General features: G+C 62.6%; 23 protein-coding genes. 22 read left to right on the top strand and 1 reads right to left on the bottom strand.

The features are described from left to right. Positions 1-71 precede the first annotated feature (71 nt). The 19 genes from D5261_RS25825 to D5261_RS25735 all read left to right on the top strand — a co-directional run bounded on the left by D5261_RS25825 (position 72) and on the right by D5261_RS25735 (position 19873). Positions 72-734: an OmpH family outer membrane protein gene (locus D5261_RS25825; protein ID WP_119319268.1), complete on the top strand. Its 663-nt coding sequence runs from the start codon at positions 72-74 to the stop codon at positions 732-734. A 1-nt stretch (position 735) separates the two neighbouring features. Continuing rightward, complete coding sequence (locus tag D5261_RS25820; RefSeq protein WP_119319269.1) at positions 736-1956, top strand: coiled-coil domain-containing protein; 1221 nt, start codon at positions 736-738, stop codon at positions 1954-1956. Position 1957: 1 nt separating this feature from the next. Beyond that, positions 1958-2986, top strand: coding sequence for a UDP-3-O-(3-hydroxymyristoyl)glucosamine N-acyltransferase (gene lpxD / locus D5261_RS25815; RefSeq protein ID WP_119319270.1), 1029 nt, complete (start codon positions 1958-1960; stop codon positions 2984-2986). After that, entirely contained in the window at positions 2986-3831 is an 846-nt protein-coding gene (lpxC, locus tag D5261_RS25810) for a UDP-3-O-acyl-N-acetylglucosamine deacetylase (protein ID WP_119319271.1), read from the top strand. Before lpxD ends, lpxC begins: the two co-directional genes overlap by 1 nt. 61 nt (positions 3832-3892) lie before the next feature. After that, a complete protein-coding gene (gene fabZ, locus D5261_RS25805) occupies positions 3893-4324 on the top strand; it encodes a 3-hydroxyacyl-ACP dehydratase FabZ (RefSeq protein ID WP_119319691.1) in 432 nt (143 codons plus the stop codon). A 109-nt stretch (positions 4325-4433) separates the two neighbouring features. Continuing rightward, on the top strand, positions 4434-5225 hold the full coding sequence (gene lpxA / locus D5261_RS25800) for an acyl-ACP--UDP-N-acetylglucosamine O-acyltransferase (RefSeq protein WP_119319272.1): 792 nt from the start codon (positions 4434-4436) through the stop codon (positions 5223-5225). 32 nt (positions 5226-5257) lie between these two features. Continuing rightward, positions 5258-6637, top strand: coding sequence for a lipid-A-disaccharide synthase (locus D5261_RS25795; RefSeq protein ID WP_119319273.1), 1380 nt, complete (start codon positions 5258-5260; stop codon positions 6635-6637). 24 nt (positions 6638-6661) lie between these two features. Next, positions 6662-7270: a methyltransferase family protein gene (locus tag D5261_RS25790; protein WP_119319274.1), complete on the top strand. Its 609-nt coding sequence runs from the start codon at positions 6662-6664 to the stop codon at positions 7268-7270. Then, a complete protein-coding gene (locus tag D5261_RS25785) occupies positions 7263-9056 on the top strand; it encodes an ABC transporter ATP-binding protein (protein ID WP_119319275.1) in 1794 nt (597 codons plus the stop codon). Before D5261_RS25790 ends, D5261_RS25785 begins: the two co-directional genes overlap by 8 nt. Then, the gene (locus D5261_RS25780; RefSeq protein WP_119319276.1) at positions 9053-9739 is read left to right on the top strand and encodes a lysophospholipid acyltransferase family protein; all 687 of its coding nucleotides are present in this window, start codon (positions 9053-9055) and stop codon (positions 9737-9739) included. Before D5261_RS25785 ends, D5261_RS25780 begins: the two co-directional genes overlap by 4 nt. Then, positions 9736-10887 carry a tetraacyldisaccharide 4'-kinase gene (lpxK, locus tag D5261_RS25775; RefSeq protein ID WP_119319277.1) on the top strand — a complete coding sequence of 384 codons (1152 nt, stop codon included), beginning with the start codon at positions 9736-9738 and terminating at the stop codon, positions 10885-10887. The genes D5261_RS25780 and lpxK overlap by 4 nt, the downstream gene beginning before the upstream one ends. Next, positions 10884-11837, top strand: coding sequence for a lysophospholipid acyltransferase family protein (locus tag D5261_RS25770; RefSeq protein WP_119319278.1), 954 nt, complete (start codon positions 10884-10886; stop codon positions 11835-11837). Before lpxK ends, D5261_RS25770 begins: the two co-directional genes overlap by 4 nt. Further along, positions 11806-12879, top strand: a complete 1074-nt coding sequence (locus tag D5261_RS25765) for a glycosyltransferase family 9 protein (RefSeq protein WP_165863889.1) — start codon at positions 11806-11808, stop codon at positions 12877-12879. The genes D5261_RS25770 and D5261_RS25765 overlap by 32 nt, the downstream gene beginning before the upstream one ends. 4 nt (positions 12880-12883) lie before the next feature. Next, positions 12884-14980, top strand: coding sequence for a lipopolysaccharide heptosyltransferase II (waaF, locus tag D5261_RS25760; protein WP_119319280.1), 2097 nt, complete (start codon positions 12884-12886; stop codon positions 14978-14980). A 29-nt stretch (positions 14981-15009) separates the two neighbouring features. Beyond that, the gene (locus D5261_RS25755) at positions 15010-16086 is read left to right on the top strand and encodes a glycosyltransferase family 9 protein (protein WP_119319281.1); all 1077 of its coding nucleotides are present in this window, start codon (positions 15010-15012) and stop codon (positions 16084-16086) included. Beyond that, positions 16058-16591 carry a D-glycero-beta-D-manno-heptose 1-phosphate adenylyltransferase gene (gene rfaE2 / locus D5261_RS25750; protein WP_218025465.1) on the top strand — a complete coding sequence of 178 codons (534 nt, stop codon included), beginning with the start codon at positions 16058-16060 and terminating at the stop codon, positions 16589-16591. Before D5261_RS25755 ends, rfaE2 begins: the two co-directional genes overlap by 29 nt. Beyond that, on the top strand, positions 16588-17730 hold the full coding sequence (locus tag D5261_RS25745; protein ID WP_119319282.1) for a glycosyltransferase family 4 protein: 1143 nt from the start codon (positions 16588-16590) through the stop codon (positions 17728-17730). Before rfaE2 ends, D5261_RS25745 begins: the two co-directional genes overlap by 4 nt. An 81-nt stretch (positions 17731-17811) precedes the next feature. Beyond that, positions 17812-18783, top strand: coding sequence for a glycosyltransferase family 4 protein (locus tag D5261_RS25740; protein WP_119319283.1), 972 nt, complete (start codon positions 17812-17814; stop codon positions 18781-18783). 7 nt (positions 18784-18790) lie between these two features. Further along, positions 18791-19873, top strand: coding sequence for a glycosyltransferase family 9 protein (locus D5261_RS25735; RefSeq protein ID WP_119319284.1), 1083 nt, complete (start codon positions 18791-18793; stop codon positions 19871-19873). Here the strand turns inward: D5261_RS25735 and D5261_RS25730 are convergent. Beyond that, a complete protein-coding gene (locus D5261_RS25730; protein ID WP_119319285.1) occupies positions 19865-21139 on the bottom strand; it encodes a CehA/McbA family metallohydrolase domain-containing protein in 1275 nt (424 codons plus the stop codon). The genes D5261_RS25735 and D5261_RS25730 overlap by 9 nt on opposite strands. Before the next feature lie 195 nt (positions 21140-21334). On the opposite strand from D5261_RS25730, the gene kdsA reads away from it, so the two are divergent. Genes kdsA through D5261_RS25715 form a run of 3 tightly spaced genes read left to right on the top strand, consistent with a single transcriptional unit; the run spans position 21335 to position 24366 of the window. Next, complete coding sequence (kdsA, locus tag D5261_RS25725; RefSeq protein ID WP_119319286.1) at positions 21335-22171, top strand: 3-deoxy-8-phosphooctulonate synthase; 837 nt, start codon at positions 21335-21337, stop codon at positions 22169-22171. 5 nt (positions 22172-22176) lie between these two features. After that, positions 22177-23151, top strand: a complete 975-nt coding sequence (locus tag D5261_RS25720) for an SIS domain-containing protein (RefSeq protein ID WP_119319287.1) — start codon at positions 22177-22179, stop codon at positions 23149-23151. A 48-nt stretch (positions 23152-23199) separates the two neighbouring features. Next, positions 23200-24366, top strand: a complete 1167-nt coding sequence (locus tag D5261_RS25715; protein ID WP_119319288.1) for a DNA double-strand break repair nuclease NurA — start codon at positions 23200-23202, stop codon at positions 24364-24366. Positions 24367-24415 lie beyond the last annotated feature (49 nt).

Genomic DNA, 24415 nt, shown 5'->3' with positions numbered 1-24415 from the left:
GGAACTCGCCGGCGGATCGCTTCGTCTGTATGACCGGCGCCTCCGCGGCGACTATTGTGAATGGATAACTTATGAAGACCCTATCGACATCCTATTTTCGACGCTCCTTCGCCTCCGCCGCAATCGCGCTGACCCTGGTCGGCGCCCCTGTTCTGGGCGGCGTGCGCGCCGCCTGCGCCGCCGACGCGACGGTTTCGTTCGGCAGCGTGGATCTGCAGAAGATCCAGGCGGGATACACCAAGCGCGCGGACCTGGAGCGGAGCATCCAGGATATCAACGTCCGTCTTTCCAACCAGTTGAAGACGCAATCGGCGAGCGACATGCTGAACCTGCCCCAGCAGCAGGAGCTTCAGACGCTGCTTTCCAAGGCCGCGCCGACGGATGCGGACAAGGCGCGGATCACCGCGCTTCAGGCGCAGTCCAGCAAGGACGCGGCGGATCTGCGCGCTTTGCAGCAGAAGGCGGACGCGACGGCGGACGACAAAGCCCGCCTGAGCGCGCTGACCGCCCAGCAGACCCAGGCGCGGCAGGTCTTGCAGCAGCTGAGCGAATCGTACAGCGATCAGTTCAAGACGGAGGCCGACAAGATCAACGCGCAGTTTACCGAGACCGTCAAGCAGGCGATCGCCGCCGTGGCGAAGGAGAAGGGGCTGGCCGTGGTCTTTGATTCCGCCGTCGCGGTCTATACGTCCAATGACATTTCGGACGAAGTGATCAAGCGGCTCAACAAGTAGCATGAGCGACCGCCGCATCGGCTTGATCTGCTGCGCCTTCGCTCTCGCGACGATCGCCGGCTGTGGGCGCAAGGCTCCCCCGGCGGTCGTGACGCGCTCGGGCGTGGTGGATCTGGACCAGCTGACGCCGATGCACCCAGGCTGGCGCAATATCGGTCAATTCGATGAGGCGATCGCCGAGGTCCGCAAAGGGGCGGCGGGCGACAAGAGCGTGCTGGGCGATGTCTCACTCGATACGCTGCCGGCAATCGACATTTCAGCCCCGAGCCGGCCGGATGTGGGCCTGGACGGGGAGCGTCGCCGACTGGAGGCGCTCGGCGCGCGGCAATTGGCGCTGCTGCGGGCGCGGAGCGCCGAGGAGCGTGATTTGCAGCTTCGCCGCGAGAGCCGCACCTGGAAGGTGGAGGCGGAGCAGCAGTATCAGACCGCGCTGCTGGCGATCGAGAACCGTTACGCCGCCGAGTATGACCGGATTATCGCGGAGCAGACGCAGGAAAAGCTCAACCTGATGCTGCAAATCCGCGCCTTAAAAGATACGATCGATCACTGGAAGCTTTCGACGCCGCCGGCGCCCGAGCTGCTGCAAGCCAGGCAGGATCTTGTGGACAAGCAGGCGCGCTACGATGCGGCCGATACGACGCACCTGGCGGCGATCGCCGCCGCGAGATCGCAGCGCGCCAATGAGATCCGCGACGCCCTCCAGGCGCGGGCCGACTATGTCGCCCAGAAGTACGCCGCGCTGGAGACCTCGCTGAAGGCGGAGGATGCGCGTCAGGCCGAGCGAGAGGCGCTGCGGCTGCATACCGAGCGGGAAGGTCTGCTGGCGCAGATCGGAGCGGCTGAGACGACCAGCGCGCCGCTGGTCGGCGCGCTGTCCGCCCAGACCGTCCGCGAAGCGGGGATCGCAGGCGCGTCGAACGCGCGGGACCTGGCGGCCGGCGAGCAGCGGATCGCCGCGCAACGCGATCGATGGCGCAGTTATCTGCGGGCGGATACCCGAACCGCGGCCCTGGACGCCGCGGCGGAAAAGAATTGGTCCATTGTATTTGGAAAACCCGGCCCGGGAGCGAAGGATCTGACGGCCGAGGTCGCCACGGCTTTAAAAGCCGGCGTGTGGAAAAGCGAGATCACATCGCGCATCAGCGAGACTGCATCGCCTACAAGCGAGATACCATCGCAGACACTCGATTCGAGCATGACGGCGGGAAGTAAAAGGAACTGACATGCAAACAACGGTAGGACAGCTCGCGGAGCTGATTCAAGGATCTGTGGAAGGAGACGCTAATATTCCTATCCTTGGCATCTCCAGCATAGAAGACGCGCGCGATGGTGACATCACCTACGCGGAAAATGAGAAGCTGCTGAGCAGCGCCGGCCGCTCTCAGGCGTCCGCGGTGATCGCTCCGGCGTCGGGCCAGTCTTCGGACAAGCCGCTCATCCGTGTGAAAAATCCGCGCTTCGCCTTTGCGCAGGTCCTGCGCATCTTTGCGCCGGAACCCAAGGTCTACAAGGGGATCCACCCGTCCGCCATCCTGGGAGAGAATCTGACGCAGGGTGAAAACATCTCCATTCACTCACTGGCGCATATCGGCGACAACGTCAAGATCGGCGCGAACAGCGTGATCTATCCGTTCGCTTATATCGGCGACGATGTAGTGATTGGCGAGAACTGCGTGATCTATCCGCACGTCGTGCTGCACAACAATACCGAGATCGGCGACAGCGTCGTGATCCACAGCGGCAGCGTGCTGGGGACCGACGGCTTCGGTTACATGTTTATCGAGAACCGTCATTACAAGATCCCGCAGATCGGACGCGTCATCATCGAGAACGATGTCGAGATCGGCGCCAACGTCACGATCGACCGCGCCCGAACGGGCTCCACGACGATCGGGGCGGGCACGAAGATCGACAACCAGGTCCATATCGGCCATAACGTCTCGGTCGGACGAAACTGCGTCATCGTCGCCCAAGTCGGCGTGTCCGGCAGCGTGGACATCGGCGACGGCGTCATCCTCGCGGGACAGGTCGGCGTCAAGGACCATGTCACGATCGGCGACGGCACGATCGTCTGCGCCCAGGCGGCGGTCATCAGCGACTTGCCGAAGGGATCGTTTGTTTCCGGCCCTTACGGCCGCGCGCATCAATCCGAGCTTCGCGCCAAGGCCCTTCAGATGAAGCTGCCGGAAATCTTCGATCACGTCAAGGATCTTGAGCGCCGTCTTGCGGAACTGGAAAAGGGGAAGAGCTAGTGACCCTGGCTCTTCCTCGCCGCCGCCAAACCCTCCTCCAACCCTCGGAACGCTTTCATGGAATCGCGCTTCACTCCGGCAGTGAGGCGTGGGTGCGTCTCTTGCCCGCAGAACCGGGCAGGGGACTTTTGTTTGTCGACTCGGAATCCGGGCAGGAAATCCCCGCGCTGACGGAGAATCTCGGGGATACGTCTCGGCAGACACAGATCCATGCAGGCGGGCGTACGCTTTCCACTGTCGAGCATTTACTTTCTTCGCTGGCGGCGCTGGGCGTTGACGACGCCCGGATCGAGGTTTCGGGGCCGGAGCTGCCGATTGCGGACGGGAGCGCGGCGCCGTTTCTCGCGCTGATCCAGGCGGCTGGGATCGGCGAGCACCCCGGAGCGATCGCGCTGGAGCCTCTCGCGCTGCGCGAGCCGCTGCTGCTGATGGGCGCGTCCGGATCGTCCGTGCTGGCGCTTCCCGCGCCGCATTTTCAGGCGACCGTGGCGCTGTCTTATCCGAACCATCCGTATTTGGGCAGCCAAATCGCTACGTTCGATGCGGTGTCCGATGATTACGCGACGCAGATCGCGCCCGCCCGAACGTATGGATTTCTTTCCGAAATCGAACAACTGCATGCGCGCGGTTTGGGATTAGGCGCGTCGTACGACAACGCTTTGGTGCTGGGGGAAGAGGCGTATGTCACTCCTCCGCGCTTTGAGAATGAGCTCGCCAGGCACAAGCTGCTGGATCTCATCGGGGATCTGGCGCTGGCCGGCAGACCTCTCCAGATGCATGTGATCGCCGTCAAGCCGGGACACCAGTTGAACACGAGTTTAGCGACGCTGCTGCGTAAAATGTAAATGATGGGCGGTCCTTGCCGCCCCGTTTTGTGAGTACTGCTGTTAGGAGATTGTATTGAAGATGCTCGATATCGCGGCGATTAAAGAAATTTTGCCCCACCGTTATCCATTTCTTCTAGTGGACCGGGTCCTTGAGCTGGAGCCCGGCAAGCGCGCCGTCGGAATCAAGAACGTTACGGTGAATGAAGAGTTCTTTCAGGGACATTTCCCCCAGCGTCCGATTATGCCGGGGGTGTTGGTGATCGAAGCGATGGCTCAGATCGGCGGGATCATGATCCTTGCGGTCGAGGAGCATCGCGGCAAGCTGGCTTTTCTGGGAACGATCGACAACGCCAAATTTCGGCGTCCCGTGGTCCCAGGCGACACATTGAACATTGAGGCCGTCTTGACGAGGGCGCGAGGCAATACTGGGAAGGTGCACTGCACTGCCCGGGTCGAGGACCAAGTCGTCGCGGAAGCGGAGATCATGTTCGTCCTGTCAAAGCCGGAGTAAATATCCGCGGCGATCCGCGAGGAGCTACGAGGCGTCTCGCGAGCGGCGGCGAGTTTGGAGCAGGCTTCGCTTGAATGGACGCGAAGCTGGAGAAAGTCTGACAGAAACGATGATACATCCCACTGCGGTAATCGACCCGACGGCGCACATCGGGAAGGACGTTGAGATCGGCGCATATTGTGTGATCGGCGCCGAGGTTTCCATCGGCGACGGATCGCAGCTGCGCGCTCACGTCGTGATCGAACCGTACGTCACCGTGGGCGCCGGCTGCGAGATCTTCTCGGGCGCGGTCCTTGGCGGCATTCCGCAAGACCGAAAGTTCAAGGGCGAGAAAAGCTTTTTGATCATTGGCGACAACAACGTGATTCGCGAGCACGTCACGATCCATCGCGCCGCCGGCGCGGGGAACGAGACGCGCATCGGCGACGGCAATCAGATCATGGCGTACTGCCACATCGGCCACAACTGCATGATCGGCAGCGGCATCACCATGGCGAACATGGTGGGCATCGCCGGCCATGTGGAGGTGGAGGATCGCGTGGTGCTCGGCGGCATCGTCGGCATCCACCAGTTCGTCCGGATCGGCAAGCTGGCGATGATCGGCGGCTATTCCAAGGTTGTCCAGGACATCCCGCCCTTTATGATGGCCGATGGACGCCCCTGCAAAATCCTGGACCTGAACGTGATCGGCCTTCGCCGCTCCGGCGTCTCCGCGCATACGCGCGCCGACCTGAAGCAGGCTTACAAGACCCTGTATCGCTCCAGCATGAATATGTCGCAGGCGCTGGAAACGATCGAGACGGACATTGACGAGAGCCCGGAGCGCGATTATCTGCTGTCCTTTATTCGAAATATCCGATTCGGATCGAACGGCCGTCAAAACGACGCCGCGCGAAGCTGACGGAGGCGGCTGCCGCAGGAGCGCCCATCCGTATGTCTGAGCGACCGATAACTATCGCCATGATCGCCGGCGAGTCTTCCGGCGACCGCCAGGGAGCGGCGCTGCTGGAGGCTCTGCGCAAGCTTGTCGCGCCCCGTCCCGTAACGGCGTGGGGCGGCGGCGGCAAGCTGATGGCGGCCGCCGGCGTGGACGTGCATTACAACAGCGATCCGTGGAGCAGCATCGGCATCGTCGCGACTCTGTTCAGCATCCCGTATTTGCTTTCCGTGCGCGCGAAACTCAAACGGTCTTTGAAGGCCAATCCGCCCGACGCGCTGGTGCTCATCGACGCCGGCGCATTCAATGTGGAGATCGGGCGCTGGGCGAAGCAGCATGGGATCTGTCCGGTCTTCTACTACTTCCCGCCGGGATCGTGGCGCCGGCCAGAGATCCCCGACGCGCCCAGCAGTAAGCCGAACAAGCTGGTGTCGGCGACGGACCGCATTGTGACGCCGTTTCCATGGTCCGCGGACTATTTGAACGCCGTTGGCGCGGACGCGCATTTTGTCGGCCACCCATTGCTGGACATCGTGAAGCCGCAGATGACCGATGGGGAGTTCTATGAGCGCTTTGGCTTGGATCCCATGCGCCCGATCGTCGCGCTGCTTCCCGGCAGCCGCATGTTTGAGCTCACCCACATCCTGCCGCCGCTGATCGGCGCGGCCGGCGAGATCTCGCGGCGCATTCCGGGCGTGCAGTTCGTGCTGGCTCTGGCGCCGTCCGCGCCGCGCGCCTATGTCGAGGAGATGATCCGGCGCGAGCAGCGGCAGGGAGGCCGGGCGGCGCGTTTGCAGCTCTTTATCCATCAGGCGGGCGACAAGCTGGCGCAGATCGCGCATTCGACGCTGCCGTCGCCGTCCGCTCAGATGGCGACCACGGAAGGGATGACGCTGCCCGCGCCCGAAGAAGAATCTCCGGCGCCGCGCGAACGGCCGATCCCGAAGCAAGCGCCGCTAGTGATCTGCGAAGACCTGACCTACGATGTGATGAGCCGCAGCGACCTGGTGATCACCAAGTCCGGCACATCCACGCTGGAGGCCGCGATCCTGCACAAGCCGATGATCATTGTGTACCGGGTCTCGAGCTTCATGGCGTTTGAATATCGCCTTCGCAAGCCCAAACTCAAAATCAAGCATTTCGGAATGCCCAATATCATGGCCGACGAGGCGCTGTTTCCGGAGCTGCTTCAGGATGAGGCCAATCCGGAAGCCATCTCGGAGCTGGCCGTGGGCATTCTGCTGCAGCCCGAGCGGCTGATGTCGCTCAAAACTCGTGTGACCGAGCTGGTGCATCGCGTGCTCGGCGAGCCCGGCGGAGTCGAGCGCAGCGCGCAGCTGCTGCTCGACCTGATCGAATCCCATCCGCGTCGTTAGGGACGCTTTTAATCTTTGACCCGCATGACAAGTTCTGAAAACCCGACTAATCCGCCGGCCGTCGGCCGGCCTCCCTTTCTCGTGCGTCGCCGCACGATGTTCACATGGCTTATCCCGCTGCTGCTGATGGCCGCCGTCGTCCTGCTGAAACGCGGGGACGGCGGAGTTCCGGCGTACGCCGCCGGGATCGTCCTGGTGTTCCTGGGTGAAGTCGTCCGTTTCTGGGCGGCCGGCTACATCTCCAAGGACGCCGTGATCGCCACCGGCGGCCCGTACGCCTATGTCCGTAACCCTTTGTACTTCGGCTCGCTGCTCCTGGCGATCGGCTACGGCCTGGTTTCGGGGCTGGGGTGGGGCGGCGTCATCGCGATGACGGCGCTATTTTTCCTGTTCCATTTGGCCGCCATCCGCTACGAGGAAAGCTTCCTCAAGGTCAAGTTTGGGCAGCCATACTTGGACTATCTTGCGCGTGTTCCTCGCATTATTCCCTCTCTCAGCCCGCGCACGCGCGGCGACGGCGCATACACCTGGGCGCAAGCGATTAATAATCGGGAACATCTGTCGGCCCTATTCGCCGTAGTGTTCGTTATTGCATTAACCGTTTGTCGAGTACTGGTGTTAAAACATGGATAAGTCCGATGGAGCCGATCTTTCCCGCCGCGTATGGCGTCTTTTGGGCGCGTACATGCTGCGTGACAAATGGCTGCTGTTTGTCGCGCTCCTATCCGCCATTGGCCTGAGCGGAACGGGGCTGCTCAGCGCGAAGATCATGTCCGATCTGTTCGACGCGCTCAAAGTGGGCAACGCGGCGAAGCTGAATCTCTACAGCCTCGCCATCGTGGGCGTGTACGTTGTGCGCTGGTTCTTTGTCTATGGCGAGATGGTCTATTTCGCCGAAGCGGGCCAGCGCCTTGGCCTGCGCCTGCGCAGCGCCATCTACACGCACTTGCAGAGCCTTTCCCTTCGCTTTTTCAACAAACAGCGCACCGGCGCGCTGATGTCCACCATCAACAACGACGTGCCGCTCCTGCAAAGCTCCATCGCGAGCTTGAAGGACCTGGCGCCCGCGCCGTTTCAGGTGATTGGCGGCATCGCCATCTGCATCTGGATCTCGCCCAAGCTTTCGCTCGCGGCGATGATCGTCATCCCCTTGATGGCGGCGATTATCAACTGGCTCACCAAGCAGATCAAGGGCATCACCAGCCGCACGCAGGACAAGCTCTCCGATGTCAACACGATCATGGAGGAGACGCTGAGCGGTATCCGCGTGATCCAATCGTTTTCCGCCGAGCAGCATGAGATCGCCCGCTTCGACCGGGAGAACCATAACGCCAAAGAGCTGTTCATGCAGAGCGTGCGCCGGCAGGCGAACCTCAAGCCCAGCGTCGATGTGATCGGCGCGATTGGGATCTCGTTCGCGCTTTGGGTCGGCGGCAACCTGGTGGTCGGTCATCAGCTCTCGTTCGCGCACCTGGTTTACTTTATCGGCCTCCTCAATCAAGTCGCGGTCGGTTTGAACGGATTGGGCGGCGCGAAGGTCACCTGGGAGCAGATCCGGGCGGCGAGCGAGCGCATTCTGGACAATGTGCTCGATGTCGAGCCGGACATCCGCAGCGCGCCCGACGCCGTTTCGCTCCCCGAAATCCAGGGCCTGATCGAGTTCCGTAACGTCGATTTTGCCTATGTTCCGGGCACCCCGGTCCTGAGCAACATCAGCTTCACGATGAACCCCGGCGAGGTGGTGGCGGTGGTCGGGAAGACCGGATCGGGCAAGAGCACGATCGCCGATCTGATCCCCCGGTTTTACGACCCGGACGCCGGCTCGGTAACCGTGGATGGACACGATCTGCGCGCGGTGACCGTTCAATCTTTGCGCAAGCATATCGCCATCGTGCCGCAGGAGACGATGCTATTTGGCGGGACGATCCGCGACAATATCGCCTACGGCAATCCGGACGCCACGGATGAGATGGTGGAGCAGGCGGCGCGCGCCGCGAACGCGCACGATTTCATTTCGAACCCGAACGTTTTGCCGGACGGGTACAATACCATTGTCGGCGAGCGCGGTAAGCAGCTTTCCGGCGGCCAGCGACAGCGTGTCGCGATCGCCCGGGCGCTGATCAAGAACCCGCGCATTTTGATTTTGGATGAGGCGACCTCAGCGCTGGACAACCAGTCCGAGACGCTCGTTCAGCAGGCGCTGGACGAACTGATGCAGGGGCGCACGACTCTCGTGATCGCGCACCGCCTTTCGACAGTCGTCAACGCCGACCGAATTTTGGTCATGCAGAATGGCCGGATCGCCGAATCGGGAACGCACGCGGAGCTGCTGCGAATCCCGGACGGCATCTATGCACAACTGTACGAAACACAGTTCCGATGGGAAGTTGAGACGCCGCAAGTCGGCGCGCCTCTATGAAACCACGCGCTTTTTCCCTGATCATCGCCATATTGACCTGGACGGTGTCCCGCACCGTCAATCTGCGCTTCGTGCGCGAAGATCAAGTTGAGAAGATCCGGCGCGAGACCGGAAAGGGCGTGATCCTCGCCACTTGGCATGGGCGGACGCTGCTGCCGATCACGCGCTTTCACCGGCGCGGCTACTGGGCGATGATCTCGACATCGCGCGATGGCGAGTATCAGTACTGGATCTTCAAACGCTTCGGATTTAACATCGTGCGCGGGTCGTCGTCGGCGCGCGGCGCCGTGGAGGCTACTCTCAAGCTGATCAAGGCGCTGAAGGGCGGGGGAGTGCTGGCGCACACGCCGGACGGCCCGCGCGGCCCAAGCCGCACGGCGCATACCGGCACGGTCTACCTGGCGATGAAATCGGGGTGCCCGATCATTCCCGTCGGCATCGGCGCCTCATCGTGCAAACTGCTTTCGACCTGGGACCGCTATATGATCCCAATGCCGTTCTCCAAGGCGGTCATGCTCTACGGTGATCCGATGTATATTCCCGCTGACGCCAAGAGCGAGGAAGAGCAGCAGCGCTGGACTGACCGGCTCGGAGAGCAGATCGACATGCTGGAAGCGGAAGCCGAGCGCATGGTGGGGCGCAAAATCCCTACGGCGCAGTTGACGGGAACCGCTCGGCGATGAGTTCGCGTCTGGAACAGTACTTACTGAAAACGATTGCCGTGGAGGACCCCGCGCGGGGCGTCGCGGCCAGCATCACGCGCGGGGCGCTCGGCGGGCTGGCGTCGCTCTACGATGGAGGTCTGGAGCTGTATCTGGGCGCGGAGCGGTTTGGGGTGAGAAAGCGCGCGCGTCTCCCCATTCCCGTCATCAGTGTCGGTAACCTCAGTGTCGGCGGCGCCGGCAAGACGCCGATGACGGCGTTTCTGGCGAACCGTTTGACGGCCGATGGGCGGCGTATTGCGATTTTGAGCCGAGGGCATGGCGGCGAATCGCAGGAAGCGCGCCATGTGTCCGAAGGCGACGGCAGCGTGCTTATGACGGCGGCGCAGGCCGGCGATGAGCCGGTGCTGCTGGCCGAACTTTGCCCGCGCGTTCCGGTGCTCGTAGGAAAAGACCGGCGACTTTCCGGGCGTGAGGCGCTGCGCCGCCATGCCTTGGACGCATTTGTTCTCGACGATGGATTTCAGTTCTGGCAGCTGGAGCGCGATCTCGATATCGTGCTGCTCGACGCCCGCCGCCCATTCGACAACGGCTATCCGCTTCCACGCGGGCTGCTGCGCGAGCCGAAGCGGCATCTGTCGCGCGCGGGGATCGTCGTCGCCACGCGAGCCGACCGAATTGACAGTGACGGGCGAGCGGCGCTGGCCGCCGAAGTGACCGCGCTCAACGCCGATGCGCCCTTGTTTTTCGCGACTCATGCGCCGTCGATGTGGCTGTCCGTGGGACAAGCGCCGGTAGCGGCGCGGCCGCTGGAAGAGATGCGCGGCGCGCGGGTGATTGCGGTCTCGGCGATCGCGCAGCCCGAGTCGTTTCGCCGGACGCTCCTTGCCGCCGGCGTCGAGATCGTGACGCACATCGTGCGCGACGATCACTATCCCTTTACAGAGAACGACATCCAGGCGGCGGAAGAGGAGCGTTTGCGCTCGGGGGCCGACGCGATTGTCATGACGGAGAAAGACGCCGTGAAGTGGAGCGCCGTTTCGGCGGGCGGCTCCTGTCCGGCCTACGCGCTTCGGATCGCGATGGCGATTGAGGACGAGGCGCGTTTTATGAAAGAGATCGAACGGCGAGTCTTTACGGCCGCGCCGAATGCACGAAGAAGCGCATGAAAAAGCGAATTTGGCAAGCTTTCGTTCGGAACACCTTTCGCACGCTGCTGTGGTCGCTGCGTCTGGCGCCCTGGAAGTCCGTTATGGCCTGGGGGGCGGCGTTGGGCGCGTTCGGCTACAAATGCTCCGCGCGCTACCGCAATGTCGCCGACCGCAATTTGAAAGCCGCCTACGGCGATCAGATGAGCGAGCGCGAGCGCCAGGCGCTGATCAAGAAAGTATTCCAGCACTTCTGCGGCACCCTTTTGGAGTTTTTGAAGGCGCCGACGCTGACGCCCGATCAGCTGCGCTCATTCGTCAAAGCCGATTCGTACGCCTATGTCGAGGAGCTGCTCGCTCGCGGCAAAGGCATGATCCTGGTGACGGCGCACTTCGGCAACTGGGAGCTTCTGGCCCGTCGCGCGGCGCTGGAGGGTTATGAGTTTGCGGTGGTGGCGCGCCAGAGCGATGATGCGGCGTTCAACGAGATTACGGATAAGCTGCGCGAAAACGGCGGATACGTCGTGCATCCGCGCGGCGCGTCCCCGAAGGCGCTGCTGCAAAGGCTGCGCAAGGGCGGCATCATCGCCATTCTCCCGGACCAGAAGTCGGAAGATGTCTTCGTCCCGTTCTTTGGGCGCCTCGCGGGCACCGTGGCCGGCCCGGCCGTCATCGCTCTGAAGACCGGAGCGCCGATCCTGCCGATGTTCTGCATCCGCCAGCCGGACGGAACATACCGGATGGAGCTGCGCCCAGAGATCGATATTACATCCACGGGCGACACGGAGGCCGATTCCACGCGCATCATGGCGGATCTGACGGCGGTGATTGAGGATGTGGTGCGTCAGTATCCGGAACAGTGGCTGTGGCTGCACGATCGATGGAAAGTCCCGCCGCCGGCGCATCTGGCCGAGGAATACGCAGCGCGAACAAGGCAACATGACACTCCCTCAACTCCCATCGCTGGCTAATGTAAAACGTCTGCTGATCGTCAAAACCAGCAGTATCGGCGACATCCTTCACGCTCTGCCCGCCGTGGAAGCGATCCAACGGGCGCGGCCGGACATATCGATCGACTGGGTCGTTCGCAAGCGTTGCGCCAGCGTTCTGGAGGGCAACCCGGTCATTCGCGCCCTGCATGTCGTTCCCAACAAGCCGACGATGCGCGACCTGCTCTCCGTCCGGCGCGATCTGCGCGCGCGTCGCTACGACTGCGCGCTGGACCTGCAAGGGCTGGGGCTGAGCGGGCTGCTGACTTGGCTCTCCGGCGCGCCGATTCGCATTGGGATCGATCGCAACCGCGAGGGCAACGCGTACTTTTTGACGCACCCGATCGTCTCGGCCAAGCTGGGCGGCGAACATGGCGACCGGCACGCCGTCGATATTCTTTACGGCTTTTCCGAACTGTTCGGGGCGCATCCGAAGCGAGGGGAGTTTCCCGAGCAGCGCTATTTGACGGATGGGATCGCGTCCGAAGTGCTGGTGGACGTGCGGGCGCTGCCGTGCCCACGCGTCGCGCTCAATGTCGGCGCTTCCTGGGAATATAAGAAGTGGCCGGTCGGTTACTGGGTGGAGCTGGCCGATACGCTGATCGAACAGGGCCGAAGCATCGTCTTCGTCGGCGATTCGAAAGATGCGGAAGTGGTCGGCCAGGTGAAGATCAAGATGCGCGCCGCCGAACCGATCGTGGACGTCTCGGGCCGTACGTCGTCGCTGCGTGAGCTGGCGGCGGTGCTGGAATCCTGCGATGTCCTGGTGACGGGGGATACGGGACCGATGCATATGGGCGTCGCGGTCGGAACTCCCACGGTGGCGCTGTTCGGCGCGACCAATTCGGACCGCACCGGGCCGTACGGCGCGCGAAATATCGTCTTGAATATGCATCTTTCCTGCTCGCCGTGTTACCGAAAACCAACCTGCGACGGCCGCGTGGACTGCATGCGCGCCATCACGCCCGGCATGGCGCTGGAGGCGGTGGACCGTGAGCTCGCGATGGGCAAGAGGGTGGCGTAAATCTATGACGCGTAAGATTCTAGTCGTCAACATGAATTATCTCGGGGACGCGCTGCTCACGACGCCGGCGATGGCGGCGATGCGGCGCGCGTATCCGGACGCTCAAATCGACACCATCGTCGGCAGCGGCGCCGCCGCCGGCGTTCTCGCGGGCAATCCCGATATCGACAAGATCATCCCGCGCACGGCGCGCGACAGCTGGGGCCGCTGCAAGCAGCTCTTCCAAACGCTGAAACGAGGCAAGTACACCGATGTCGTGATCCTGCCGCCGCTGCCGGCCTATGCGCTGACGGCGTTTGTCGCGGGGACTCCCGTGCGCGTCGGGCAGGCCAACCGGGGGATGAACCGCTTTCTGACCGATCTGCGCCATACCAACGCCGTGCATATGGCGGACGCTATGCTGGACACCGTCCACGTCCCCAACGACGCTCGCCCCGCGCATCGCAGCCTCACGGTCGCCGTGGATCCGCAGGCTGTCGTCGAGACGGATCAATTGCTCGCACGCCTAGGGATCGATCTGGAGCGCGATCTTGTCGCGGTCAATGTCGGAGCCACCCGGCCGCAGAAGCGGTGGATGGCGGAGAACTTCGCCGCCGTGCTGGATGAGCTGTCGGACCATCAGCTGGTGCTGATCGGCTCGGGGCCGGAGGATGAGGCGCTGACAAAAGACGTGCTCGGGCGTGTCCGGGTCGCGCAGCCGGTGAATCTTGTCTCCAAAACCTCCATCCCTCAGCTGGCGGCGCTGCTGCGGCGCAGCCGGGCGCTGCTGAGCGCCGACTCCGGGCCGATGCATTTGGCGACGGCGGTTGGGGCGCCCGTGATCGCGCTGTTCGGCTCGACGGATCCCCGGATTACCGGCCCGTACGACGAAGAGTCGCAATCGATCTACAAAGCGCTGCACTGCGCGCCGTGCGGCAACCATCCAACCTGCGAAGGGCGCTTCGACTGCATGCGCGCCATCACGCCCGAGGAAGCGGCGCTGGCGGTTCGGTCGCTGCTGCGCCGGAATAATCCAATGCGCCAGCTTCCGCTGGCGCCGTCCGAGGCCCGGGGGCACGCGGAGCCGTCGTCAAAGCCGTCCGTGACAAACGAGCCGAAGCACGTTTTGATCGTGACCAAATTTCGCTTCATCGGCGATACGCTGCTCGCGATCCCGGTCTTCCGAGCCGCGCGGCGGCGCTGGCCGGACGCGCGGATCGTGCTGCTGACGGGCCGAAACGCCCGGATGCTGCTCAAGAACAATCCGTATCTGGACGAGATCATCGAGTTCGATCCCAACAAGCGCGACCGCGGCCAGCGGGCGTTCTGGCGCTTTGTCCGGCGCATTCACGCCGGCCGCTTCGACCTTTGCTTGATCCTCAACCGTTCGTTCCATTCGGCGCTGCTGACCTGGGTCGCGGGCTCGCGCGGGCGCGCGGGGTTTGATTCGGAAGGGCGTGGCCCGCTGCTGAGCAGCCGCGTGCCGTACGACCGGGAGAAAAGCGAGATCGCCTGCTATTTCGACGTGCTCCGGTCGGTGGCGCCGGAGGCGGAGATCAATTCGGCGCTGGAGCTTTGGATCAATTCCGAGGAGCGCGCGGAAGCTGAGTGGCGGATCGAAGCGGCGCTTGGATCGGGATGGAAGACGCACCGGCTGATCGGCATTCAGCCCGGCGCCAGCCTGCCCGGCAAGCGGTGGAGCGCGGAGCGCTTCGCGTTGGTGGCCGACACGCTGGCCGCATCCGATCCGAACGCGCGGATCGTTCTTGTCGGCGGCCCGGATGAGCAGGACGCCGCCGCCGAGATGCTGGCGGCGTGTTCGGAGGAGACGCTGCGCCAAACGGTGTCGTTCATCGGGCAGTGCGACCTGCGCGGCTCCCTGGCGGTGATCGAGCAGCTGGGATTATTTGTCGGCAACGACACGGCGGTGATGCACTCGGCGGTTGCGCTGGGGGCGCCGACGGTGGCGCTGTTCGGCCCGACTAACCCGCGCAAATGGGGCAATTACGGGGAGCGCCGCAGCGTGATCGAATCGCCCAATGGCCGGATGGACGGGATCGACGTTGAGCCCGTGGTGGCGGCCGCGCGCCGCTTGCTGGAGGCGTCTTTGCTTGCGAAGTGAACCGTTCCTTTGGTATAATAGGTAGCCCCATGCAATTTCGACGAGCGCTTATTATCCGGTTTGGCGGGATGGGGGATATCTTGCTTGCGACCCCCTGTGTTCGCGCCCTTTCCCATGCCTTTCCTGGAATGGAGATCGATTTCGTGGTCGGCGGCGGCATGGCGGAATCGCTCACGGGCAACCCATTGGTTCGGCGCGTGCTGACCTTCGATAAGCGCGGAATCGATTCTCGGATCGATCACTTCGCGCCATTCTTGTGTCGTCTCTCGCGCGAGAATTACGACCTTGTGATCAACCTGCATCCCAGCGCCAAGTCGTTTCTGATGGCGTGGGCGACCGGCGCAAAGACCCGGGTGACGTTCCACAAACAGATGGGCGTGGACCCGAGCACGGGCCGAGTGGCGCATGCGATCGACGATTTTTCAAAAGAACTGCGCGCGATCGGGATTCTGGAAGTCCTGGATCGCCGAATGGATTTCATCGCGCCGGAGACCGCGTACGCGAGTTTGGAGATCAAACTGCGGACGATGGGCTGGCGCGAAGGTTCGAAGCTGCTCGTGATCAATCCCTCCGCGTCTCGCCCGATCAACCGCTGGCCGCTGGAGCGATTTCAGGCCCTGGCGGCGCACTTCGCCCAGACGCCCAACTGCCAAGTGATCGTGACCGGAGCGCCGCGAAGCTTTCGGACGGTGATGGATGCGCTGGATGAAGTCAGCCTCGCCGCCGCTGTCGCCGCCGTCGATCCGCGCATTATCGATCTGGCCGGCCTGCTGACGGTGAAAGAACTGGGCGCCCTGCTGGCGCGCGCGGATACGTTTTTGACCTGCGATACGGGGCCGATGCATATCGGCGCGGCGGTCGGCTCTCCGATGGTCGTGCTCAGCGGCGCGGCGGACCCGAACCGAACCGGGCCGATCGGCGAGAACGCCACGGTGCTGATCGACCGGACGCTGAGCTGTGTTCCGTGCCGCGACCGGCTTTGCGCGCGCGGCGACGTGATGTGCATGCAAAATCTGAGTGTTGAGAACGTGATCGCCGCCGTGACGGAGCGACTGGGCTGGAATTTGAGGAGAAATCGTGGACGGCGCCTTCCCATGGTATCGTAACAAGTGTTTGACGGTCGAGCGGCTGGCGGAGGTCGTGTCGGCGCGCCAGGAGGCGGGCGAACGGATCGTCTTTACCAACGGCGTCTTTGACATACTTCATGTCGGCCACGCGCGATATCTTGCCGAGGCGCGCGCGCTGGGCGATGCGCTGATCGTGGCCGTCAACACGGACGCTTCGGTGCGCGGCTTCAAAGGCGACCTGCGCCCGATCGTCTCCGAAGACGAGCGCGCGGAGATGCTCGCGGCGCTCGCCGTGGTCGATTATGTCGTTCTCTTCGGCTCAAGAACACCCGTGCCGGTGATCGAGCAAGTCCGGCCGGCCCTGTATGTGAAGGGCGGCGACTACCGCCTGGAAGATCTCCCGGAGACGCCGGTGGTGCGCGGCTACGGCGGCGAGGTCCGCATTCTGTCTTTGATCGCTGGACGTTCCACCACGAATATCATCTCGAAGGTCTGCGAGGCGTACGGCGCGGAAAAGACGAGTGGGGATAACAAGTCGATATGAGTCTTTCTGTGTTACAGGTGGCGTCGAGCTTTGCGAGCTGGGGCGGAGCGGAACTCCACATTCTGAACCTGTCCGATCAATTGCGGCAGCGAGGTTATGATGTGACCGTCGTTTGCCGGCCCGGCTTGTGGATCGACGAGCGCGCTAAGGCGATGGGCCTTCAAACGGCGCCGGCCACTGTCAAACATCAGCTGGACTGGACCGATTTTTCTCAGCTGCGCCAGATCTTTCGCGAGCGTAAGGCCGATGTCGTTCATGTCCACTGGAGCCGCGATATGGTGGTTCCCGGGATTGCGGCGATCGCGGAGCGCGTTCCGGTGCGGATCCTTTCGCGCCACATGCCGTATCCGTTCAAGAGCCGGATCGGGGCGATGTTTTACAGCAAGGTGCTGTTCACAAAGATGGTCACCGTTTCGAATTCCGTGCGGGACACTCTGATCGACTGCGGCGTCTCCCCCGAGAAGCTGGAAACAATCTATCACGGCACCGATGTCGAAGCGTTCCGCCGAACCTCGGTCAACGGCAAGGAAATGCGGCGCGAACTGGCGATCCCCGACGACCATGTCGCCGTGGGCATTGTCGGGCGAATCGCTCCTGAGAAGGGGCATAGCGTCCTGGTGGAAGCGGCCAAGATCCTCGGCGACAAGTATCCGGTTAAGTATGTCATCATTGGCAGCGGTCCGGATGAGCAGAAAATCCGAGATTTGACGACGGAAATGGGCGTCGCCGACAAGTTTCTCTTCACGGGGTTTCGCGACGATGTCAATAACGCGATCCAGGCGATGGACATCGTGACGCTCCCGTCAACCTGGAACGAGCCCTGCTCCGCCGTGGTGCAGCAGGCGATGGCGCTGTGCAAACCCGTTATCGGTACGCTCGCGGGCGGAACCCCCGAAATGATCGAAGAAGAAGAGACCGGGCTGCTGGTCCCCGTCTCGGACTCCGCCGCGCTGGCGTCCGCGATCGCTCGCCTCGCCGGCGACGCGTTTCTGCGCAAAGCCATGGGAACCCAGGGCTACGCGCGCGTTTGCGAACACTTTTCCCTGAGCGTGATGACCGACCATATCGAAGCGCTGTATCAGCGCGAGTACGACAAAGTGCGCGGCGCGGGAGCCTATCGCAAGGCGTTCGCCGCTTAGCGTCCTGTTTGCCGCGAGTGATCCCAGCGTTTTGCCGCGTCGAAATTTTCAACGGAATTTAATCGGAAAGTAGTTTGAAGAATGAGGATATTACTCGTATCGGGCGGCGGGATTCCGATCCCGCCGCCGCGCTGGGGCGGTGTGGAGAACTTGATCTGGCAGCAGGCCACTGCGTTGCGGGCGGCGGGGCACGAAGTCGATATCTGCAACGTTCCCGCGCGCGGCATTAAAAAAGTGCCGCTGGCGATCAGTACGAAACCCTGGACTTATGATATTGTCCATTTGCATCTGGACAATTCGAGCAAATACTGGATTCCCCTGACGAAGATCTTCAAATTCAATCTTTTGATCTCCACGCATTATGGCTATGCGGCGTTTCCGGAACACTGGAACAGTGTTTATCCGCGCATCTTCCAGAATCTGAAAAAAGCGCCGAACCTCCTGCTGATCAGTCCCGAAATTGAAAAGACGTTCCGCCGTTTAGGCGCGACGGCAAGGATGTTTGTGCTCCCGAACGGCATCAACTGCGCCAGTTTGAAGTGGAAGCCGAAGGGTACTAAGGACGCGATCTGTTTGGCGCGCGTGGAAAAGCGAAAGAAGCAGACCCTGCTCGCCAGCAAGCTCGACAAAACCGATGTCGTGTGTGACTTCGCGGGCCCCATCGATCCGGAGATCGACTTCGTCGTCAACGAGCGCAATACGCACTATATCGGCGAGTGGAGCCGCGACCAGATCCAAGAGAACCTTACGGACTATCGGTGCCTGGTGCTGATCAGCGACGGGGAAGGGCACGCCGCCGTGCTCTCCGAAGCTATGGCGGCCGGCGTGTCGCTCGTGGTAAGCCCGCAGGCGTCCCACAATCTGGACTTGAGCCTTCCCTGGATTTACGCCATCGATCCTGAAAAAGACGATATTCCCGCCGCCATTCAAAAAGCGATCGACGAAAACGAACGATACCGCAAGGAGATACGAGCTTACTGCGAAGCGGATTTCGATTGGAAAGTGATCATGCCGCGTTACATCGAGATCCTCGAACAGATCGTCGCCAAGTAACCTGGCTATGAAGATATTAATCGTGAAGCTCTGGGCGCTGGGAGATATCCTGGTGGCGACACCGCTATTGCGGGCGCTGCGCCGGCAATACCCGGGCTGTCATATCACCTGGCTTGCGGATAGCCGTTACGCGGAGATCCTCAAAGGCTCAGAACTTGTCGATGAGGTGATCGCGTTCAACATGGCTCCCTGGCTGCGTTATTTTCGGGCCGGGCAAGTCATTCCCTATTTGAAGACCTCGTTTGCGCTGCGGCGCAAACTCAACGCCGCGAAGTTCGACATGTCCATCGCGCTGAACGCGGAAAAGTGGTGGATGCTGTGGTTTAATGCGGCGCCCGTCCGTATCGGCTTATTTCCCGGCGACGAACAGCAAAGACTCCGGAAGTACTACACGTCGGTAGTCGCTCGCATGACGCCGATGCACACGACGGACAGTTATCTGCTGACGGCGATCAGTCTCGGCGTCCCCGAGCCGTTCGACAAAAGAATGGTCGTGGCGGTGACGTCGGGCGACCGAAAGTCCGCACAGGATTTTCTGGACGCCGCCGGTTACGATCCTCAGAAACCAATCGTCCTCCTGCATCCCGGCGCCAGTCAGGACAGTAAGTGCTGGCCGGCGGCCAATTTTGGGAAGCTGGCGGATCTGCTGAGCGATCGATGCAACCTGATCGTGACCGGCAGCCCCGGCGAAACCGAGCTGGCGCGCCGCGTGGCGGCGGAAGCGGAGCGCGCGCATCCGATCGTCGCCGCCGGCGCGCTTTCGAACATTCGCGAGACGGCGGCGCTGGTGGAGATGGCGAGCGTGGTGGTCACCGGCGACACCAGTCTTCTGCATATCGCCTCCGCGCTGGACACGCCGCTGGTCGCCATATATGGCAGCACGCGGCCGCGAGACTACACCCCGTTATTTGGACGGTCCGCGCTTTTGTATGACGATACCGTGTCCTGCGCCCCTTGCTACAAAGCAAACTGCCCCCTTGCGGGGGACAGTTTCATGGCCTGTATGCGCGGAACTTCGCCGGAAAGAGTTTGGGAATCCGTAGAGGCGTTTCTTGCGGACGAAGCGCCCGCGCCCAGCCCATCAGTTTGAAGAATGGGCCAGGTAGATCGGGTTGCTGAAGATCCAGGGCTTGACGCCGAAGTAGAGTGGTCCGATGCGGAATTTGTACAGGTATGCTTCGACGCGGTAAGCGCCTGGCCCCTTGCATCGATATCGCAGATTGTTTCCGGGGCCGGAGGAAACGATCTCGCCGTTCTTCAGAAGCCGCATAAAGCTCTTTTTCTTCGGCGTTACGGCTTGAAGATCGAACGTCCCCTGGCCGGAAGAGATATTCGCGGCGTCCCCCATGATCGTCGCGGCGGCGCTTCCGTCGCTGCTGAGCGCGTGAAATCGGAACCCCTGGGAATCAGCGAAGTTGTCGTACGCCATATAGCAGTGCCCGCGCCGGATGGCGTTATGCACGTTCTGGGCGTCCGCGCCGGCGTCATCGGAGGCGCGCAGCGGAGTGGGAAGCAGGACATGGGTGCGCAGGGTTTGGAACACTTCCTTGTAGGTGGGGAAGTAATAAGTCTTCCCCATGAACTTCATGACGCCGTGCGCGTCCACGCACGCGATCCCGACGACTTTGCGCGCCTGTCCATTTTCGCCGCGCATCATCCGATCCCAGAGCCGCAGTTCTTCGTCGGGCCGCGCCGAGACGAGATGGAACGCGCGCATCCGGTGCTTGCTGTGGTATCGCCGCCAGATCGAGATGAAGCCGAGCACATTGATCTTGGTGCGCGCGATCGCGCTCAGGTTGAAGACTTCCAGGCCGATGCCGTCCACGTGCTTGCTGAAGTCGCGCCAGCTATCCTTGAGATCGCAGGGCAGCGCGATGAAGCCGATAGCGCCTTTGTCCAGAATATGCTTTTGCGCCGCGACGGCTTCGTGCGGCGAAGGGAGGTAATCCGGCTCGACATCCACGGCAAGCAGGTGCCCGGTGTCCGTGGTCACTTCCGTGCCCACGATCACCAGAGTCGATCCGCTCCATCCGGTCTGGCGGTCGGTGATGGCGTCCAGGTTCGAGTGGTCGCACATCAGCACGAAGTCCAGGCCCGCTTCGTTGGCGGCGGCGGCGACTCCGGAAATGGGCTCCGCGCCGTCGCTGTACGTGGAATGCACGTGCAGCGATCCACAGTAGTCCCAGAGCGGCGGCTCGAATGTGAGCGCCGCGGACTTCTGCGCTTTGGAGCTTGGCTTGGGAGAACGATATCGTTTCGTGTTCGGCGTAAACTGCACCCGCTCCCGCATCGTCGCGATGAGGCCCTCGCACGTAATGATAGACAGGTAGAGTCGCACCCGCGACCATCTCAGCAAATTCTTATCTCCGTATCGTCGTGTCGTTAAATCCCTCTATTGTAGCATGGGAAAGGCGCGCCTTCTCCTATCGCGGCGTGGAAAGAGCAGGAAAAGCGGCGGGGCGTCTCGAAAGAGCAGGGGATCACGGGCGTTGCAACACGTCCGCTGTTTTTATTTGGAGCGCTGTCTTTGCGATGGCGCTGAAGGACCTGTATGAACGAAGTCACTCTCCAGAATTATCGAATTGGCGATGGAAATCCGCTCGCGGTGATCGCCGGCCCCTGTATTATCGAAAGCCTCGACCTTTGCCGCGAAGTCGCGGCGGAGGCGAGCGCCGTCTGCCGCGACCTGGGCCTTTCTTATATCTTCAAGGCGAGCTTCGACAAGGCGAACCGATCCTCGGGCTCGTCGTTTCGCGGCAAGGGGCTGGAGGCGGGGCTGGAAGTGCTCGCGGCGATCAAAGCCGAGTTCGGCGTTCCCGTGCTGACCGACATCCACGAGTCCTGGCAGGCCGCCCCGGTAGCGGAGGTGGTGGACGTGCTCCAGATCCCGGCGTTCCTGTGCCGGCAAACGGACCTGCTGCTCGCCGCCGCCGCCACGGGCCGCGTCATCAATGTGAAGAAAGGGCAGTTTCTGGCGCCCTGGGACATGAAAAACATCGTCGACAAAGTGGTCGGCGCGGGTGATTCCAATCTGCTGCTGACCGAGCGCGGCGCCAGCTTCGGCTATAACACGCTGGTCGTGGATATGAAATCGCTGCCGGTGATGAGGTCTCTCGGCTACCCGGTGATTTTCGACGCCACGCACTCCGTGCAGCAGCCTGGCGGCCTGGGGACGAGCAGCGGCGGCCAGCGCGAGTTCATTCCGCACCTGCTGCGCGCGGCGGTGGCGGCCGGCGTGGACGGATTGTTCATTGAAGCGCATCCCGATCCGGAGCACGCGCTGTCCGACGCCGCCACGATGCTCCATTTGAAAGACCTGCGCGGACTGCTGGAGCAAGCCGTCGCGATCGACCAGATCGTGAAGCCGGCGCTTCGGGCGGCAGGTTAACGAATATGATGGACGGTAACTCGCTCTTCAATGATGTGCAGCGTATTCCCGAGATCGCGGCTGACGTATTTCAGCAAGCGCTGCGCAGTTCTTTTCTGGCGGGGCGATCCGGCGCGCGCTCGGTCGTGATCGCCGGGGTGGGGCAGGCGGCGCTGGCGGCCGACCTGTTCGCGGCGGCGGCTGGGGCGTCTCTCGCCGTCCCCGTCCTGGTTTGCTCGGAGCCCATCCTGCCGGCCTACGTCAACCATGACACTCTGGTGATCGTGATGTCCGCCGGCGGGGACGCCGACGAGCCGGTGCATGCGCTTTCTGACGGCGTATCCAGGGGCGCGGCCATTGTGGTGATCGCCGGCGGCGGTCGCCTGATGGAGATGGCGGACGCGCAGGATTTCCCCAAGATCCTGCTGCCCGAAGCCTCGCTGGTGTCGTCTATCGAGCTTTCCGCGCTGTTCTTCGCCCTTTGGGGCGCCTTCAGCAGCGCGTCGACGCCCTCGGACTTACGACTGGCGGACGGCGAGGCGGAGGCGAAACAAACTCTCGGCCTGCTGCGCCGGCAGCTTCGCGCCTTTGCGCCGGAGCAGCCCGCGGATTCCAATCCGGCCCGCCAGCTTTCGGCGGCGCTGGAGGACACGACGCCGGTTATCTTCGGCCAGGGCGCCATCGCCTCCGCCGCCGCGCGCGCCTGGCGCTCGCGCTTTCGGATCGTGGCCGAGCGTTTCGCGCTTTACGACGATCTGCCGAGCCCCCTGGGATATCTGAACGCGGGACCGGCGGCCCATATCGCGGGCGGCGCGGATTTCACCGGCATTGTGCTGCATGAGGGCGCGGAGACGCCGACGCTGAGTCGACAGTCGGAAGTGGCGGCGCGGGAAATGAGCGGCCCATGCCATCAGATCTCTCTGGATGGCGATACGCCGCTAGAGCGCCTCTGGGGCGCCGTGTATCTCGCCGACTGGGCGGCGTTCTATTCGGCGCGCTAGGCGTGCGATGCGGACGGCCTCATTGCCTCCTGTGCTATAATATCAGCTATGCTCGATCTTCATCAGGTGCTCGCGGATATCGGCGCGGTGGGCGGCGAGGCGCAACGGCGTTACCAAAAGATCGCGGACCAGCTGGCGACGGCGCTGCGACAGGCGCGTCTCAGCGGGGATGACTGGACGGCGGCGAAGACGAAGATCGATTCGCCTCCGGAAAAGGCGTCCTGGCTCGTCGCGTCGTGCAGCGATGAATCGCCCGCCGCCTCCTGCCCGCTGCCCTACGCCGCTCCCACCAATTACACGGCGATTGCCACCGACGGTTCTCAGATCCCTTTGGACCGGCACGCCATCGCCCAATGTTATCTTATCAATGTCGGCGAAATCGTGCTGCATTACGGCGGCATGGATCGCCCGCGTTTGTCTTCGCAGGCCACGCTGTTCTACAAGGATGAGGACATCTATCCGAAGGACGATCGCGGCGAAACGATCCCGCTGTCGGAGAAGATGATCGCCAATCGTCGTCTGCTGGCCGAGAGCGCCGCGCTCGCCGCGCTGATCGCCGAAAACCACGAACGCCATTGCGTCGCTCTCGTGGACGATCCTCTCATTGTTTATATCTTTCAGGGAGAATCCGACAAAGAGCAGGATCGCGTGATCGCCGAATTCTGCCAGATGCTCGAAGCCGCGCAGGGATGCAGCACCCCCGTCGCCGGCTATGTCAGCCGTCCCGCGCACCGGGACGTTGTGGGCGCCCTGCGTCTTTCCCTGTGCGCTGAAGGCTGCGAACACGGCCTCGACGCCCTCTGCCGCGAGCTGGTCGGCGTCACCGACGCGCAGCTCTTCTCGGCGCTTCTCACGCAGCCGGGCGAGCGCTCCCCGGTCTTTGGCAGCAATTCTCCCGTCATCAAGCAATATCCCGACGCGCAAAAGATCTCGTTCTTTTACTTCAACACCGGCGGCGAAATCGCGCGCGTGGAGATCCCCGCCTGGGTTGCCGAGAACCCGGACCTATTGAACCGCGTCCATGTGCTTTGTTTCGACCAATCGGCCAAAGGGCAGGGGTACCCGGTCGCGCTCAGCGAAGCGCACGAGCGCGCCGTGGTGCGCGGCCCGGATCGTGAGGCGTTTTTCCATCTGCTGGAGCAAAGCCTGATCCGAAACAATATCCCGGCGCTGCAAACCCGCAAGGCCCTCGCGAAACGGACGCGGGTGTTGTGAAAGCTAGGATGCCCCCGGTTGACGTATCCCACATTCACGACTATAATGA

Source organism: Capsulimonas corticalis (genome assembly GCF_003574315.2).
Taxonomy (GTDB): Bacteria; Armatimonadota; Armatimonadia; order Armatimonadales; family Capsulimonadaceae; genus Capsulimonas; species Capsulimonas corticalis.
This window is presented reverse-complemented; position numbering and strand designations above follow the sequence as displayed.

Bases quoted from the DNA above. Each gene is read 5' to 3' on its own strand.
- D5261_RS25790 (WP_119319274.1), top strand. From the start codon at position 6,662: ATGACAAGTTCTGAAAACCCGACTAATCCGCCGGCCGTCGGCCGGCCT.
- D5261_RS25785 (WP_119319275.1), top strand. From the start codon at position 7,263: ATGGATAAGTCCGATGGAGCCGATCTTTCCCGCCGCGTATGGCGTCTT.
- kdsA (WP_119319286.1), top strand. From the start codon at position 21,335: ATGAACGAAGTCACTCTCCAGAATTATCGAATTGGCGATGGAAATCCG.
- waaF (WP_119319280.1), top strand. From the start codon at position 12,884: ATGACGCGTAAGATTCTAGTCGTCAACATGAATTATCTCGGGGACGCG.
- D5261_RS25795 (WP_119319273.1), top strand. From the start codon at position 5,258: ATGTCTGAGCGACCGATAACTATCGCCATGATCGCCGGCGAGTCTTCC.
- D5261_RS25770 (WP_119319278.1), top strand. From the start codon at position 10,884: ATGAAAAAGCGAATTTGGCAAGCTTTCGTTCGGAACACCTTTCGCACG.
- D5261_RS25825 (WP_119319268.1), top strand. From the start codon at position 72: ATGAAGACCCTATCGACATCCTATTTTCGACGCTCCTTCGCCTCCGCC.
- D5261_RS25720 (WP_119319287.1), top strand. From the start codon at position 22,177: ATGATGGACGGTAACTCGCTCTTCAATGATGTGCAGCGTATTCCCGAG.
- D5261_RS25820 (WP_119319269.1), top strand. From the start codon at position 736: ATGAGCGACCGCCGCATCGGCTTGATCTGCTGCGCCTTCGCTCTCGCG.
- D5261_RS25765 (WP_165863889.1), top strand. From the start codon at position 11,806: ATGACACTCCCTCAACTCCCATCGCTGGCTAATGTAAAACGTCTGCTG.
- D5261_RS25755 (WP_119319281.1), top strand. From the start codon at position 15,010: ATGCAATTTCGACGAGCGCTTATTATCCGGTTTGGCGGGATGGGGGAT.
- lpxA (WP_119319272.1), top strand. From the start codon at position 4,434: ATGATACATCCCACTGCGGTAATCGACCCGACGGCGCACATCGGGAAG.
- fabZ (WP_119319691.1), top strand. From the start codon at position 3,893: ATGCTCGATATCGCGGCGATTAAAGAAATTTTGCCCCACCGTTATCCA.
- D5261_RS25735 (WP_119319284.1), top strand. From the start codon at position 18,791: ATGAAGATATTAATCGTGAAGCTCTGGGCGCTGGGAGATATCCTGGTG.
- lpxD (WP_119319270.1), top strand. From the start codon at position 1,958: ATGCAAACAACGGTAGGACAGCTCGCGGAGCTGATTCAAGGATCTGTG.
- D5261_RS25780 (WP_119319276.1), top strand. From the start codon at position 9,053: ATGAAACCACGCGCTTTTTCCCTGATCATCGCCATATTGACCTGGACG.
- D5261_RS25745 (WP_119319282.1), top strand. From the start codon at position 16,588: ATGAGTCTTTCTGTGTTACAGGTGGCGTCGAGCTTTGCGAGCTGGGGC.
- D5261_RS25715 (WP_119319288.1), top strand. From the start codon at position 23,200: ATGCTCGATCTTCATCAGGTGCTCGCGGATATCGGCGCGGTGGGCGGC.
- D5261_RS25740 (WP_119319283.1), top strand. From the start codon at position 17,812: ATGAGGATATTACTCGTATCGGGCGGCGGGATTCCGATCCCGCCGCCG.
- lpxK (WP_119319277.1), top strand. From the start codon at position 9,736: ATGAGTTCGCGTCTGGAACAGTACTTACTGAAAACGATTGCCGTGGAG.